The organism is Staphylococcus sp. EG-SA-15 (genome assembly GCF_017151895.1).
In the GTDB taxonomy this organism is placed as follows: Bacteria; Bacillota; Bacilli; order Staphylococcales; family Staphylococcaceae; genus Staphylococcus; species Staphylococcus aureus.
This window is the reverse complement of sequence record NZ_JACVZN010000024.1, coordinates 1-13,691: the sequence shown is the minus strand read 5'-3', so window position 1 is coordinate 13,691 and position 13,691 is coordinate 1. Positions and strand designations below refer to the sequence as shown.

Annotated in this window: 18 protein-coding genes; 11 read left to right on the top strand and 7 right to left on the bottom strand. The window is 31.9% G+C overall.

Annotated features, from left to right (window positions below):
* Positions 1–50: 50 nt before the first annotated feature.
* Entirely contained in the window at positions 51–962 is a 912-nt protein-coding gene (locus IDG64_RS10245) for a COX15/CtaA family protein (protein ID WP_000467123.1), read from the bottom strand.
* Positions 963–1,401: 439 nt separating this feature from the next.
* Between IDG64_RS10245 and cyoE the strand changes: the two genes are divergently transcribed.
* The 4 genes from cyoE (at position 1,402) to IDG64_RS10225 (ending at position 4,613) form a co-directional block, all read left to right on the top strand.
* Positions 1,402–2,313: a heme o synthase gene (gene cyoE / locus IDG64_RS10240; protein ID WP_000031401.1), complete on the top strand. Its 912-nt coding sequence runs from the start codon at positions 1,402–1,404 to the stop codon at positions 2,311–2,313.
* Positions 2,314–2,337: 24 nt separating this feature from the next.
* Complete coding sequence (locus IDG64_RS10235) at positions 2,338–2,799, top strand: DUF420 domain-containing protein (RefSeq protein ID WP_000538766.1); 462 nt, start codon at positions 2,338–2,340, stop codon at positions 2,797–2,799.
* Positions 2,800–3,125: 326 nt separating this feature from the next.
* Positions 3,126–4,163 (top strand): CAP-associated domain-containing protein, encoded by a 1,038-nt coding sequence (locus IDG64_RS10230; RefSeq protein ID WP_000733409.1) that lies wholly within the window; start codon positions 3,126–3,128, stop codon positions 4,161–4,163.
* 15 nt (positions 4,164–4,178) lie between these two features.
* On the top strand, positions 4,179–4,613 hold the full coding sequence (locus IDG64_RS10225) for a YlbF/YmcA family competence regulator (protein WP_000606480.1): 435 nt from the start codon (positions 4,179–4,181) through the stop codon (positions 4,611–4,613).
* Positions 4,614–4,675: 62 nt separating this feature from the next.
* Here IDG64_RS10225 and IDG64_RS10220 read toward each other — a convergent pair whose 3' ends face one another.
* Positions 4,676–5,602 carry a glycerophosphodiester phosphodiesterase family protein gene (locus tag IDG64_RS10220; protein ID WP_000757572.1) on the bottom strand — a complete coding sequence of 309 codons (927 nt, stop codon included), beginning with the start codon at positions 5,600–5,602 and terminating at the stop codon, positions 4,676–4,678.
* A 238-nt stretch (positions 5,603–5,840) separates the two neighbouring features.
* Here IDG64_RS10220 and IDG64_RS10215 point away from each other — a divergent pair, with 238 nt between their 5' ends.
* Positions 5,841–6,095: a YlbG family protein gene (locus IDG64_RS10215; RefSeq protein WP_001049150.1), complete on the top strand. Its 255-nt coding sequence runs from the start codon at positions 5,841–5,843 to the stop codon at positions 6,093–6,095.
* A 2-nt stretch (positions 6,096–6,097) separates the two neighbouring features.
* Here the strand turns inward: IDG64_RS10215 and IDG64_RS10210 are convergent, their stop codons facing one another.
* Entirely contained in the window at positions 6,098–6,487 is a 390-nt protein-coding gene (locus IDG64_RS10210; RefSeq protein ID WP_000814565.1) for a DUF7147 family protein, read from the bottom strand.
* A 69-nt stretch (positions 6,488–6,556) separates the two neighbouring features.
* Here IDG64_RS10210 and rsmD point away from each other — a divergent pair, with 69 nt between their 5' ends.
* Together rsmD and coaD are read left to right on the top strand one after the other, a co-directional pair.
* Positions 6,557–7,099 (top strand): 16S rRNA (guanine(966)-N(2))-methyltransferase RsmD, encoded by a 543-nt coding sequence (gene rsmD / locus IDG64_RS10205; RefSeq protein WP_001263796.1) that lies wholly within the window; start codon positions 6,557–6,559, stop codon positions 7,097–7,099.
* A 1-nt stretch (position 7,100) separates the two neighbouring features.
* Positions 7,101–7,583, top strand: a complete 483-nt coding sequence (coaD, locus tag IDG64_RS10200) for a pantetheine-phosphate adenylyltransferase (RefSeq protein WP_000401377.1) — start codon at positions 7,101–7,103, stop codon at positions 7,581–7,583.
* 61 nt (positions 7,584–7,644) lie between these two features.
* Here coaD and IDG64_RS10195 read toward each other — a convergent pair whose 3' ends face one another.
* Positions 7,645–8,784, bottom strand: coding sequence for a nucleotidyltransferase (locus IDG64_RS10195; RefSeq protein ID WP_000843610.1), 1,140 nt, complete (start codon positions 8,782–8,784; stop codon positions 7,645–7,647).
* 126 nt (positions 8,785–8,910) lie between these two features.
* Between IDG64_RS10195 and IDG64_RS10190 the strand changes: the two genes are divergently transcribed.
* Both IDG64_RS10190 and rpmF read left to right on the top strand, forming a co-directional pair.
* The gene (locus IDG64_RS10190) at positions 8,911–9,468 is read left to right on the top strand and encodes a YceD family protein (protein WP_000872161.1); all 558 of its coding nucleotides are present in this window, start codon (positions 8,911–8,913) and stop codon (positions 9,466–9,468) included.
* Positions 9,469–9,547: 79 nt separating this feature from the next.
* Entirely contained in the window at positions 9,548–9,721 is a 174-nt protein-coding gene (rpmF, locus tag IDG64_RS10185; protein WP_000290472.1) for a 50S ribosomal protein L32, read from the top strand.
* A gap of 116 nt (positions 9,722–9,837) precedes the next feature.
* Here rpmF and IDG64_RS10180 read toward each other — a convergent pair whose 3' ends face one another.
* The 3 genes from IDG64_RS10180 to IDG64_RS10170 all read right to left on the bottom strand — a co-directional run bounded on the left by IDG64_RS10180 (position 9,838) and on the right by IDG64_RS10170 (position 12,865).
* Positions 9,838–11,223, bottom strand: coding sequence for a recombinase family protein (locus IDG64_RS10180; RefSeq protein ID WP_000861313.1), 1,386 nt, complete (start codon positions 11,221–11,223; stop codon positions 9,838–9,840).
* Positions 11,224–11,429: 206 nt separating this feature from the next.
* Positions 11,430–12,110: a type II toxin-antitoxin system PemK/MazF family toxin gene (locus IDG64_RS10175; protein WP_000392109.1), complete on the bottom strand. Its 681-nt coding sequence runs from the start codon at positions 12,108–12,110 to the stop codon at positions 11,430–11,432.
* Positions 12,111–12,145: 35 nt separating this feature from the next.
* Positions 12,146–12,865: an XRE family transcriptional regulator gene (locus tag IDG64_RS10170; RefSeq protein ID WP_000358224.1), complete on the bottom strand. Its 720-nt coding sequence runs from the start codon at positions 12,863–12,865 to the stop codon at positions 12,146–12,148.
* 141 nt (positions 12,866–13,006) lie between these two features.
* Between IDG64_RS10170 and IDG64_RS10165 the strand changes: the two genes are divergently transcribed.
* Together IDG64_RS10165 and IDG64_RS10160 are read left to right on the top strand one after the other, a co-directional pair.
* Positions 13,007–13,225, top strand: a complete 219-nt coding sequence (locus tag IDG64_RS10165) for a helix-turn-helix transcriptional regulator (protein ID WP_001198672.1) — start codon at positions 13,007–13,009, stop codon at positions 13,223–13,225.
* A gap of 15 nt (positions 13,226–13,240) precedes the next feature.
* On the top strand, positions 13,241–13,691 hold a 451-nt coding region (locus tag IDG64_RS10160; protein WP_031774109.1), incomplete at its 3' end, for a BRO-N domain-containing protein.

Here is a 13,691-nt window from a genome sequence, read left to right as displayed (position 1 = left end):
AAACCGTAATTTTAATGGGCGTGCCATTAAAATTACGGTTTGCTTTTTTGTTATTGCTTGTCACTTCTTACTGATCGTAACATTAGCATGATAAAGTATGTTGTCATACCAAATAAATAAGTGATAAATAATGCATGGAAAAGTGCGATTATCAGGTTAACATTTGTCATAATAGATAATGCACCTGTGATAACTTGTAATATAACAAGTATAAATGCAGCTGTATAACCATAATGAACAGTACGGTTATTTGGATAATTTTTAACAGCGTGAATATAAGTAATCATAATAATCGTAAACACTATAAAAGCCATGATACGATGCGTGAGTTGAACCCAATCTTGTTCTGAATGTGGTACAAGATCGTGGAATGGCAATGGCCAACCACCATATGCTAAACTTGCATCCGCATGTCTCACTAGTGCACCAGTATAAACACCACAATAAATGATGATTGCCATTAACCATGTTAAACGTCTTAATGGCTTTTTGATATATAATTCGTCAGCTTCATATTTTTGATCTATAGAGAAAATAATCAATGTTATTAAAAATACAGATGAGAAACTGATTAATGATATACCAAAGTGCAATGCTAAAACGTAATCGTTTTGTTGCCAAATAACAGCAGCAGCTCCGATTAATGCTTGCAATAATAAGAATCCAACACTAATGATTGATAAAGGTTTAATTTCTTTAATATAGCCTATATGTTTCCATGCAGTGATAACTAACCATAAGACCATTAATAAAGACAAAGCTGAAACGGCTCTATGACTTAACTCAATAATCGTATCAATAGGAAAGAATTCTGGAATCAACGCACCATGACATAGTGGCCAAGAAGAACCACAACCATCAGCTGATCCGGTTTTGGTAACTAAGGCTCCACCAAGTTGTACAAATGTCATCATTAACGTTGCTACGACACCTAACCATTTTAAATTCTTTTTGCCAAACAATTTATACACCCCATCATAAAAAAACGCATCACTGAGAATTAGAATTAATAGCCGGATTTGAGATGATACTATAAATTGACCTGATTGTAGGATATGAAAAGATGGGATCCAACGCAGGAAATATGATTTAATTTTACAAGTATTGTATGTGGACGACATAAAAAGAACTTAATCGTAATGATTTTTTTATTGGGATAATTATGTAATCCACGTTTACTCAAATTTGAAGCTTAAATATTAATCTCTTTTAGATGCATGATTCTACTTATTAAAATTTTCTAACATATACATTATAGCAATAAATTAAATGTTATTTGTGTCACAAAATTGACATTTTCTCTTGTCGTTAATTTGTCACAATTTAATTTTATTAAACCTAGTCTTTTTATGCAATCTAAGATATCATAATCTTATATGAACAAATTTAAGGAGGGGGATTATGAGCAAAGAGCATACTTTGTCACAAAATATTAGCAGAGTTAACTTCAAAGAATTGCAACAGATAATTAAAATGGGACTTGTTCAAGGCAACTTAATTCCGGCTTTTGCGGGCGCATGGCTAGCAGTTGTAATGACAAATCATTCCTTCTTATCATCAATACCTCAAATTTTATTAATGCTATTTGGATCTACTTTAATTATGGGTGGCGCATGTGCGTTAAATAATTATTACGACCAAGATATTGATCGTATTATGCCTAGTAAACAAAATAGACCAACTGTAAATAATAGAATTACAGATCAAAATTTATTACTATTAAGTTTTGGTATGATGTTAGTTGGAGAAATTTGTTTGTTTTTATTGAATATACCATCAGGCGTACTTGGTCTTATGGGGATTGTAGGTTATGTGTCTTATTACTCAATATGGTCTAAAAGACATACAACATGGAACACAGTCATTGGGAGTTTTCCTGGAGCAGTACCACCACTAATTGGATGGGTTGCAATTGAAGGACAAATTAGTTTAACAGCGATTGCGCTGTTTTTAGTTGTATTTTGTTGGCAACCAATTCATTTTTATGCCTTAGCTATTAAACGTAAAGATGAATATGCACTTGCAAATATTCCAATGTTACCATCAGTTAAGGGCTTTAAACGTACACGTGTCAGTATGTTTATCTGGTTGATTATTTTATTGCCAGTACCTTTATTACTAATAAATTTAGGTGTCGTATTCGTAGTGTTAGCTACATTATTAAATTTAGGATGGATTGCATTAGGTTTAACAACATTTAAGAAAAATTCAGATCAAACAAAATGGGCAACACAAATGTTTATATATTCACTAAATTATTTAGTGATCTTTTTCGTGTTAGCTGTGATTGTTTCATTACTTACTTTGATCTAGATTAATTAAGTTAGGATGAAAAATATGGGCGTTCCAATTTTACCAACGATTAGTACGACATGTATTGTCATTAGTGCAATTTTAATTGCCATTGGTTGGAGACTTATTTGGAAAAGGGAAATAAATAAACACAAAAATGTTATGTTAGCTGCAGCTGTTTTTGCTTTAACTTTTTTCTTAATCTATGCAAGTAGAACGATTTTTATCGGTAATACAGCATTTGGCGGACCAGCATCAATTAAGAAATATTATACGATTTTCTTATTTTTCCACATTAATTTAGCAACAATTGGTGGTATTCTAGGCCTAGTTCAAATTATTACTGCATTTAAAGATAAATATAATGTACACCGCAAATTCGGGCCATTCGCTTCAGTTATATGGTTCTGTACTGCAATTACAGGTGTAGCAGTTTACTTATTATTATATGTATTATATCCAGGTGGAGAAACGACATCACTGATTAAAGCAACATTTGGTCATTAATATGCTTATACAAATGATACTAATCTGATAAGGCAATTTGTTTTATCAGGTTTTTTGATGAAGAATAGTCGGACAGTTGATGGTATTCATTTGATACCTTAACTGTCCATTTTTTTATACATATTTTAATCTTAATAATGAAATTCAACCTGAAAATATAAAGATAGGTTATGATATAGAGTGTAGGGAAAATCTTTATGACGTTAAAATTATGCCTGAAGATGATTTTGTTTTATCGAAACGACACAGTTATGTCAGTGTTGAAAATTTGCTAATTAATGTGTTGTTTTTTACAATAGTATTAATACTTTTTAGGTGGTTGATTGATGAAAAAGTTAATTATAAGAGTCGTCGGTGTATTATTTTTAGTTGGATTTTTAATATATCTTTTTTATTCACCGAGATTAAAATTTGATGTATTAGAGAACCCGAATAAAGGTAATAAAGTAAATAGATCTGAACAGGTGAATAAATCAAATAACCATGCTGAAAATCCAAAGCCTAAAGAAGGTGTTGGTACATGGGTAGGTAAAGATATTAAAGTGCTTACTTCTAAATTTGGACAAGCAGATCGTGTCTACCCTTTTAGAGATGGTTACAAAAATTATGTGTTTAAAGACAAAAACAGTTATTACATTGTTTCAACTAAACGTGAAGAAATCGTTTCAGTGTATGCTACAGGTGAGAAAGTCAATGTTAGTCCGTTAAAAATAGGACAACATTCTGCAGAAATTTTTAATCATACAAGTATTAATCCAGAACCGTCCTTTAAAGTTGATGGTAAAAAATATGAATTTGAACTTTCAGATGAAGATTTAAAAACACAAACACTGATTAAATATGGCGACATATATGCACAAGTGTATTCTGATCAACAATCGAAAAAGGTGCTAAGTGTACGATTTTTAACAAAAGAAATGTTAGCAGATATTGAACCTTATCAATTAAATTCTAATTCTACGTCAGAAGAGCATAATAAGCGTCCAGTTGAGCAAAATCCAAATCAATTAATTTCTCTTTATGAAGTAACGAATGAAATGAGAAAATTAAAAGGATTAAAACCATTGAAAATCAATAGCGATTTAGCACATATTGCATCTAATAACTTATATGAAGCGACCTCTAATGGTTCTGATAGTGTTGAATTTACAGAGGACGCATTAAGAGGGCAATTAGATAAAAATCACGTTACTTATAAAACAACTGCTCAAAATGTTGGTTATGCGTTTAATGATGTACCAACATTAATCCATAGTTGGATGAATTCAGATATACATCGATCTCGTCTATTAAATTCAAAATACGATGAGATGGGTGGAGATGTAATGAGAGATTATTATTCACTAATTTTCTTAGAAAAATAACAATGAGGGGTATTTATGATTAATGAAGCTTCACTAGCGATATTAGATGATATTGATGAACTAGCTGATATGATAGTTGCATCAGATATTTATGCATCATTTGAGCAAGCTAAACAGGCGCTCGAAAACAATGACGAAGCACATTTACTTTATCAATCATTTTTAAAATCAAAAGAGAAATATGATGAAGTAATGCGATTCGGGAAATATCATCCTGATTATAAGAAAGTTATGTTAGAGACAAGACAACGCAAAAGAGCATATGAGATGCTTGACGTTGTGATGCATTACAAAGCTAGGGAAATGGCACTTCAACATTTAATAGATGAAGTTGTTACGAAAATTGCGTACGCTGTTTCAGAACATGTCAAAATAGAAACAGGTAATCCATTCTTTCAAACATCACATAGTGGTTGTGCGACGGGCGGATCCTGTAATTGTTCATTATAAAAAACATCGAGTCAGAAAAAGGTGGTTATTGAAACCACTAACTAGCATCTGACTCGATGTTTTTATTTATTCGGGATTGTTTGTTTGAATTGTTGTGCTAAATCTGGTCGATCTGTCACAATCGTGTGTGCACCTTTTTGGTATAAATCATTCATCAGATCTATACTATTTACGCCATAATAGCCTGGAATGATATTCATATCATTTAACCATTTGATAAAACGAGATGAAGTCAAATCAATGCCTTTAAAATGAGTAGGCATTTGGAACGTTTGTGCTAATGGTTGGTAGTACCTACCACCTAATAAATGATATTTTAAAAATGCTTCTGTAACTTCCTGTTGGCTAGCACCAATTGCGACGGATCCTTGTGCAATTTTATTAAAACGAACGATTTGTTCTTTATAAAAACTTGTCACAAGAACGCGGTCAAATGCTTGATTTTCTGCAATTGTATCAAACATAATTTGTGGTGCGATTGAGCTTTCATAGGATTCAGGAGCATCTTTTAAGTCTACGTTTATATACATATCAGGATATTGCTTCAGCAACTCATCGAAGGTTAGTATAGCTGTGTGTGCATGACCACGATATGGTGTTAGTCCATTGATATCTTTGAAGTGATAAGCTGCGTCTAATTTCTTTAATTCTGCTAATGTATGGGCACTAACTTTTCCAGAGCCGTTCGTCGTTCTATCAACAGTTGCGTCATGAAAAACGATAAGCTGTTGATCTTTTGTGAGTCTCACATCTGTTTCAAAGCCATCAACGCCTAATTGTTTAGCATAGTCAAATGCAAGTTGCGTTTGCTCTGGTCTTAAAGCCATACCACCGCGATGCGCAAATATATATGGTGCATTGCCTTTGAAAAAAGCAGGGATGGTTTGCTTTTTAGTAATCACTTTATTTTTATTGATCATTAATAGACTACTTAAAAATCCAGCACCGACTAGTACCGCATTTAAAATGTTTCTGTTTACTTTTTTCATAGAAAATTCCTCCTCGTTTACTTTTATAGCTTAACAAAATCATAGTTCTGACTACAGCGAAATGTGTGGTTAATCATATAGTGATGCTCTTGAGAATTGAATTAATATAATGATGTTTAATATAATCTAAATACATTTATCGAGCAATTACATAAGACATAATTAAGGTAGCTTAATATTTTAAAATTAATAAAGACATGATATGATTAATGCTGAAAATAAATGGAGTGAGGTTTAAATGAATTTAATCCCAAGAACTAGTATTGTAGTTTATTTAAAACATATGAAACATGAACGACAAATCCGAAAATATGGACATATCGTTCATTCAAATAGAGATCGTAAATTTGTAATTATGTATGTGAATGAGCAGGATGTTGATCAAATTGTACATAAACTAATGCAACTTAAATACGTTAGACACATTGATGGCTCACCATATAAATACTTAAAGAAAACTTACGAAAAAGAGAAACACGAAATATATAATTAATATTATTGAAGTTCTGGTATCCATTTTTGGAGCCTTAACACACTAATTAAATAATTATAATATAACGATAAATCATGAAATGCTTGAGGGGGCTGTACATCGATACCTAAAATTGGTATGTCGAATTTTTCAGCACAATCATTAATCATTTGAAACTTTTTATTTGAATCTGGATATGGATATTTAATAGCGTTAATCATGATATAAAATGCTTGGAAATGATTGCCAGTTGTAGGGTTCATAATGATTGCTACAGATGACTTTTTATTTTCAGCTTGTGGTGAATGAAAATAGATAATTTTATCAATACGTTGATGGTTATATTCAATCATCGTCATGAATTCGAACAAATCTGTTAGACCTTCACCAAGTGTAATAAATGTTTGTTTCATTGGTTTATCATTCTCCTTTTTCTCAATAAATTATATTAAATAACTAAATGAATTGGAAGTGTGAACAACATGCGCGTCATTGCAGGTAAACATAAAAGTAAAGCTTTAGAAAGTATGGAAGGCCGTAATACGAGACCAACTATGGATAAAGTTAAAGAAGGTATCTTTAATAGTTTATATGATGTGTCAGGTATAGGTTTAGATTTATTTGCAGGAAGCGGGGCGCTTGGAATAGAAGCACTCTCTCGAGGTATGGATAAGGTAATCTTTGTTGATCAAAATTTTAAAGCTGTAAAAGTTATTAAATCAAATCTTGCGAATTTGGATTTAGAGGCACAATCTGAAGTTTATAAAAATAATGCAGATAGAGCTTTAAAAGCATTGTCAAAACGTGATATTCAATTTGATGTCATTTTCTTAGATCCACCTTATAATAAAGGTCTCATTGATAAAGCTTTAAAACTAATTTCAGAGTTTAATTTATTGAAAGAAAATGGTATCATCGTTTGTGAATTTAGCAATCATGAAGAAATAGACTATCAACCGTTTAATATGATTAAACGTTACCATTATGGGTTGACAGACACATTGTTATTAGAAAAGGGAGAATAGCATGGAACATACAATAGCGGTCATTCCGGGTAGTTTTGACCCCATTACTTATGGTCATTTAGACATTATTGAGAGAAGTACAGATAGATTTGATGAAATTCATGTCTGTGTTCTTAAAAATAGTAAAAAAGAAGGTACGTTTAGTTTAGAAGAGCGTATGGATTTAATTGAACAATCTGTTAAACATTTACCTAATGTCAAGGTTCATCAATTTAGTGGTTTACTAGTCGATTATTGTGAACAAGTAGGAGCTAAAACAATCATACGTGGTTTAAGAGCAGTCAGTGATTTTGAATATGAATTACGCTTAACTTCAATGAATAAAAAGTTGAACAATGAAATTGAAACGTTATATATGATGTCTAGTACTAATTATTCATTTATAAGTTCAAGTATTGTTAAAGAAGTTGCAGCTTATCGAGCAGATATTTCTGAATTCGTTCCACCGTATGTTGAAAAGGCATTGAAGAAGAAATTTAAGTAATAAAAATAACAGTATTTTAGGTTTATCATGGTTTACAATCCTAAAATACTGTTTTCATTTGTTAACGATATTGCTGTATGACAGGCGTGTTGAAATCTGTTTGTTGTTGCCCGCTTATTGCATTGTATATGTGTGTTGCTTTGATTTCATTTGTGAAGTAATGTGCATTGCTTTTGTTAATATTGGTTATATATTGTCTTTCTGGGAACGCTGTTTTTAAATGCTTTAAATATTGTCTGCCACGGTCGTTCATCGCTAATACTTTAACTGCGTGAATGTTTCTCGTAACATCTGTAGGTTTAATGTTTAATAATACATTCATTAACAGTCTTTGGATATGCGTATATGTATAACGCTTTGTTTTTAGTAATTTTACAAAATGATGAAAATCAGTTGCTTCATAAATGTTAGATTTCAAACGATTTTCAAAACCTTCAGTAACAGTATAAATATTTTTTAATGAATCTGTAGTCATAGCTATGATTTGATATTTCAAATATGGAAATATTTGATTTAATGTTATATGAGGTGTTACGTACAAGTGTTGAATATCTTTAGGTACCACATGATGCCAATGATCATCTTGACTAATGATTGATGTTCTAATAGATGTACCACTTGCAAACTGATGGTGTTGAATTAATGAATCATGATGTTGAGCATTTTCTCGTTTGATAGAAATTGCATTGATGTTTTTAGCATTTTTAGCAATTGCTTTCAGATAACTAATACCAAGTATGTTGTTAGGACTTGCTAGTGCTTCATGATGCTCTAATAATTCGCTAATGATACGAGGGTAGCTTTTACCTTCTTTTACTTTTTGTGAAAAGGATTCAGATTGTTCAATTTCATTAATGCTGTGTGCTAATTGCTTTAATGTTTTGATATCATTATTTTCACTACCAAATGCAATTGTATCGACACTCATATAATCTGCGACTTTAACTGCTAGTTCGGCAAAATGATCGCCAGATGATAAACTGGCAGTTGCTGGTAGTTCGATAACTAAATCAGCTGTTGATAATGCCATTTTTGCACGAGTAAACTTATTATAGATTGCTGGTTCGCCACGCATGACAAAGTTACCACTCATTATTGCAATAGTAACGTCAGCATTTGTAAGTTTTTTAGATTGATTAATATGATATTGATGCCCATTATGAAAGGGATTATATTCTGTGATTAAGCCAACGCTTTTCATTTGCAATTCGTCCTTTCGGTATTCATTATTAATATTGTAACAGAACATGATATGTTAAGAAAAAATCTTGACAACTTGTTCTTAGAAAGTTAAAATAAATTTTGTGCTTGTTAGAGGTGAAGCCATATGAAATGGTCAATTACGCAATTAAGGAAATATCAAGGTAAGCCATTTGAATTTGATCAAACGGTGAGTTTTGACAATTTAAAAGAATCATTAGATTTAATTGATTTATCTCCAATTACAATCCAAGGTCAGTTAACCATTAAGTCAACAGAAGTCGTTGCGAATATTCACATTACTGGAACGTATACAATGCCTTGTGCACGTACTCTTGTACCAGTTAAAGTCCCACTAGATGTAACTACTACAGAAGTATTTGATTTAGAAGGGTACAATCAGTATAACGATGATCAAGATGATGTAGATGAACACTATCACATTATTAAAGATGGTATGGTTAATCTTCAGGATATTGTCGAGGATATAGTTATTATTGAGAAACCAATGAGAGCTTATTCAGAGCAAAGTGACCAAATGTTGACAGTAGGTAATGGTTGGGAAGTAATCGATGAGGATCAATTAGATGAGCTTGCTAAACAGCAAGAACAAGATGATTCAGAATCACGACAAGTTGATCCAAGGCTTCAAAAATTACAACAATTATATGATAAAGAGCAATAAGTAGTTTAATTAATGATATAATGTTGTTAATTAAACTAACATTTAGTATTTTTCGTTTATAATCTAAGGAGGATATATCATGGCAGTACCAAAAAGAAGAACTTCTAAAACTAGAAAAAACAAACGTCGTACGCATTTCAAAATTTCAGTACCAGGTATGACTGAATGCCCAAACTGTGGCGAATACAAATTATCACACCGTGTATGTAAAAACTGTGGTTCTTACAATGGCGAAGAAGTAGCAGCTAAATAATTTTAGTTACTCAATATAAAAAGTCCCGCTTAAAATGATTGTTTTAAGTGGGACTTTTTATAGTGCAAAAAATAATTGGCGAACGAGGTAACAGCATAGTTATTCCGAACTTCCAATTAATAAAACTCTATACCCGTAATCTTCAATGAGTTCTGGCGCTTCCCTTTAATTCCTTTTACATATTCAAAATGAATGTTTTTGATTGCCATCTTTATGAATTCAGTTTTTAACTCATCTTCCATTAATTCCCAGCCGTTTAGCAATGAATACTTGAAATTTTTAATCTTCTCATAGTTAAAAGTCTTACCCTTATCATTATCCTTGCGCTTTTCATACTCATGTATTTCTTTGTCAATACGACTTATTATTGGAAAAGCTTCATCCTTATCCATCATACCTTCTATAAAAAGTGTTTGACATCTAGCGCGTTCTTTTCGCAACTTTTCAATATCGATGCCGACATCTTCTATTTCTTTAGGTTGGTTTTCGATTTTATATGATGTTAAATCAAATTGTTTTAGATAATTGTAAAATTGTTTTAAAACCTCGCCTTCGTCGATGTTACATGCATTTTTATTTTTAGTATTTTTGCAGTTAGAACAAAAGTATAGTTTAGAATACCAAACTTCTTTATTTTTAGGCGTATGCTTGACTGTGTTTAAAGTCAATTTCTGGTTACAGTTTGGACATAATAGTTTACTTCTGAAAATAGCGTTATGTTTTACGATTGTAGAGTTAGTTTTTTCACTTATCCTTAATTTTATTTCTTCGTATTCTTCTTCACTTATAATAGCTTCGTGGGTGTTTTCGACGAATATGTCACCGAAAACAAGATGACCTCTAGCTACCGGACTCGTTAGAGCATTGCCTATAACTGATCTGTGCCAGTTTTTACCTAAGGGTGCTTTGTATTTAGAGTTGTTCAATTTTATAGTTATTTCTCTTAAACTAGTACCTTTTTTCGCTTCTTCTACTGCAAATCGTAATACTTTTTTATATTCATTAGGCACAAATTTATCGTTTACTCTGTCGTAATAGAAAGGAGGGACAGTTTTAGCTAACCCTTTTCTAGCTGATGCGCGTCGACCCATTGCAGTACGCTCTTGAATTGTAGTACGCTCCCACTCTGCCATAGCACCTACTAATGTTACGAACAAACGTCCCATAGCAGAAGTTGTGTCATATACTTCTGTTGCGCTCCTAAACAACACGTTTTTATTCTCAAACAATTCTAGTATCTCTAGTAAGTCTTTAACACTTCGAGTTAATCGATCTAGTTTATAGACTAAAACCAAATCAAAATTATCTATTTCATTCAACATTTCTTGTAAAGCGGGTCTGTCTTTTTTAGCTCCGGAGTATCCAGCGTCAGTATATACTTTATGAATTTTCCAGTCGTTTATGTCGCTGTAAGCTCTTAATTTTCTTTCTTGTTCTTCGATAGAGTGTCCTTTTTCTTTTTGTTCAAGTGTACTCACTCTAGTATAAATTGCTACTTTCATGTGCTCCCTCCTCAAAATTGGCAAAAAATAATAAGGGTAGGCGGGCTACCCGTGAAAATTGTATAAAAAAAGAGAGAGCGCAGATGCACCCTCTCATGTCGCAAATATTTCAGCGACTTGTCTAATTTGAAGCTTGCCGCAAATATTTCAGCGGCTTGTTTTGTATATATGTAATATACCATCAAAGAGAGTGTAGTTCAAGCGATTTAACTAAGAAATCTAATTTTTATACTATTTTCAATTTTATCTACTGTTTCTTTTGAATATGATATTTCTCCGGCAGGGTCATACCTATTAATTTTCGATATTCTATCCTTGCTGATTGTAGTGATATTTAAAACGTTAGCATAGGTCTTTTTATACTTGAATCGCTCATATCTTTTGCGAACCTTCGAATATTTTTTGAAGTCGTCATTCAGCGATTTGTTTTCATCAAGTAATTTTTGATCGTATGGGTTTTCTGCTTTTGACACCTTTTCAAGATTGTTCATGATTTTTTTAGCTAAATCCTTACCCGTTACGTCCATTTTTTCCAATACTAAAGGTAACAAATCTTCTTCGATATGCACATTGAATTTACTTCTGGAAGATGTAAGTGGAACTACCGTTAATATTGGATTTTTATTTGAATCGTGATTATTAAGTACCATACAAAAATGGTTTCCAGAAAACTCTCTGCCAACATTAACACCTAACTTTACATAAATTATAGTGCCTTTTTTATATCTGGTGTAACTTTTGTTTTCTTTTAACAATCTAACTTCATCCAATAAAAACTCTGAATATTCAAGACACCATGAATTCATATATTTAAATTTGTAAATCTCGCTATTTTGAATCTTTTTAAAATTATTAACTGCTGTTTCTAAAGGTGCGTTCTCTTCCATCCCTCATCCTCCTCGCGCCACATAGGCGTTATTAATCACAATACAACTTTGCCCATTACTTTAATATTACTAAACGAAGCGACTTTGATATCATCATACTTCGGATTTAGAGATACCAAATTAATATAGTCTTCGCATATATCTACACGCTTGATAAGACTTACTCCATCTAATACAACGAGTGCAATTGTACCATCTTTAATAGAATCTTCTTTCTTAATAAAAGCGTATGTTCCTTGTTTTAACATAGGTTCCATTGAATCACCATTAACTAAAATACAAAAATCAGCATTTGATGGCGTTTCGTCTTCTTTAAAAAATACTTCTTCATGCAATATGTCATCATATAATTCTTCTCCTATGCCAGCACCAGTTGCACCACATGCAATATACGATACTAGTTTAGACTCTTTATATTCATCTATAGAAGTGACTTTATTCTGTTCATCTAATTGCTCATTTGCGTAGTTAAGTACGTTTTTTTGTCTTGGAGGCGTGAGTTTACTGTATATGGAAGTGATGTCGTTTTTTTTATTATTTCTTGTAGGAAACAAATCATCGATACTGATATTTAAAATATGAGCAATTTCAAACAAATCATCTTGTTTAGGAGTTCTGTACCCTGTCTCATAATTTGAAATAGTAGCCTTTTTAGTGTTGAGTTTTTCTCCAAGTTGATCTTGAGTTAAGTTCAATTTGGTTCTATAGTATCTGATTTTATTGCCTATAAATTTCGCTAATTCTTTTTTATCCATTTTCTTACCTCCTTAAATTTACCTATAGTATAACCCAATTATTTTTGGTATTCAACAAAAAAATACACGAAAAGCAAACTTTTATGTTGACTCAAGTACACGTATCGTGTATAGTTAGTTTTGTAAGCGGGAGGTGACAACATGCAATGGAATTTAATAAAGTTGAGAAAAGAAAGAAAGTGTACTCAAGAAGATTTAGCAAACCTCTTGAATATATCAACTGAAGGTTATCGTTTAAAGGAATTAGGAAAGCATCAATTTAAGAATGATGAGATGTTTATTATCGCTGATTTTTTTGACGAAAATATTGGAGATATTTTTTTACCCACAAAGTACACGAAACGCAAACAAACATTTTAAAAGGAGGAACGAACAATGCAAGCATTACAAACATTTAATTTTAAAGAGCTACCAGTAAGAACAGTGGAAATTGAAAACGAACCTTATTTTGTAGGAAAAGATATTGCTGAAATTTTAGGATATGCAAGGGCAGACAATGCCATCAGAAATCATGTTGATAGCGAGGACAAGCTGACGCACCAATTTAGTGCATCAGGTCAAAACAGAAATATGATCATTATCAATGAATCAGGATTATACAGTTTAATCTTTGACGCTTCTAAACAAAGTAAAAACGAAAAAATCAGAGAAACCGCTCGAAAATTCAAACGATGGGTAACATCAGACGTCCTACCAGCCATTCGCAAACACGGTATCTACGCAACAGACAATGTAATTGAACAAACATTAAAAGATCCAGACTACATCATTACAGTGTTGACTGAGTATAAGAAAGAAAAAGAGCAAAACTTACTTTTACAACAAG

Coding starts and splice junctions, on each gene's coding strand:
- rsmD (WP_001263796.1), top strand. CDS start 6,557: ATGCGCGTCATTGCAGGTAAACATAAAAGTAAAGCTTTAGAAAGTATG.
- IDG64_RS10170 (WP_000358224.1), bottom strand. CDS start 12,865: ATGGATAAAAAAGAATTAGCGAAATTTATAGGCAATAAAATCAGATAC.
- IDG64_RS10175 (WP_000392109.1), bottom strand. CDS start 12,110: ATGGAAGAGAACGCACCTTTAGAAACAGCAGTTAATAATTTTAAAAAG.
- IDG64_RS10220 (WP_000757572.1), bottom strand. CDS start 5,602: ATGAAAAAAGTAAACAGAAACATTTTAAATGCGGTACTAGTCGGTGCT.
- IDG64_RS10180 (WP_000861313.1), bottom strand. CDS start 11,223: ATGAAAGTAGCAATTTATACTAGAGTGAGTACACTTGAACAAAAAGAA.
- IDG64_RS10195 (WP_000843610.1), bottom strand. CDS start 8,784: ATGAAAAGCGTTGGCTTAATCACAGAATATAATCCCTTTCATAATGGG.
- cyoE (WP_000031401.1), top strand. CDS start 1,402: ATGAGCAAAGAGCATACTTTGTCACAAAATATTAGCAGAGTTAACTTC.
- IDG64_RS10165 (WP_001198672.1), top strand. CDS start 13,007: ATGCAATGGAATTTAATAAAGTTGAGAAAAGAAAGAAAGTGTACTCAA.
- IDG64_RS10190 (WP_000872161.1), top strand. CDS start 8,911: ATGAAATGGTCAATTACGCAATTAAGGAAATATCAAGGTAAGCCATTT.
- IDG64_RS10235 (WP_000538766.1), top strand. CDS start 2,338: ATGGGCGTTCCAATTTTACCAACGATTAGTACGACATGTATTGTCATT.
- coaD (WP_000401377.1), top strand. CDS start 7,101: ATGGAACATACAATAGCGGTCATTCCGGGTAGTTTTGACCCCATTACT.
- IDG64_RS10215 (WP_001049150.1), top strand. CDS start 5,841: ATGAATTTAATCCCAAGAACTAGTATTGTAGTTTATTTAAAACATATG.
- IDG64_RS10210 (WP_000814565.1), bottom strand. CDS start 6,487: ATGAAACAAACATTTATTACACTTGGTGAAGGTCTAACAGATTTGTTC.
- IDG64_RS10225 (WP_000606480.1), top strand. CDS start 4,179: ATGATTAATGAAGCTTCACTAGCGATATTAGATGATATTGATGAACTA.
- rpmF (WP_000290472.1), top strand. CDS start 9,548: ATGGCAGTACCAAAAAGAAGAACTTCTAAAACTAGAAAAAACAAACGT.
- IDG64_RS10230 (WP_000733409.1), top strand. CDS start 3,126: ATGAAAAAGTTAATTATAAGAGTCGTCGGTGTATTATTTTTAGTTGGA.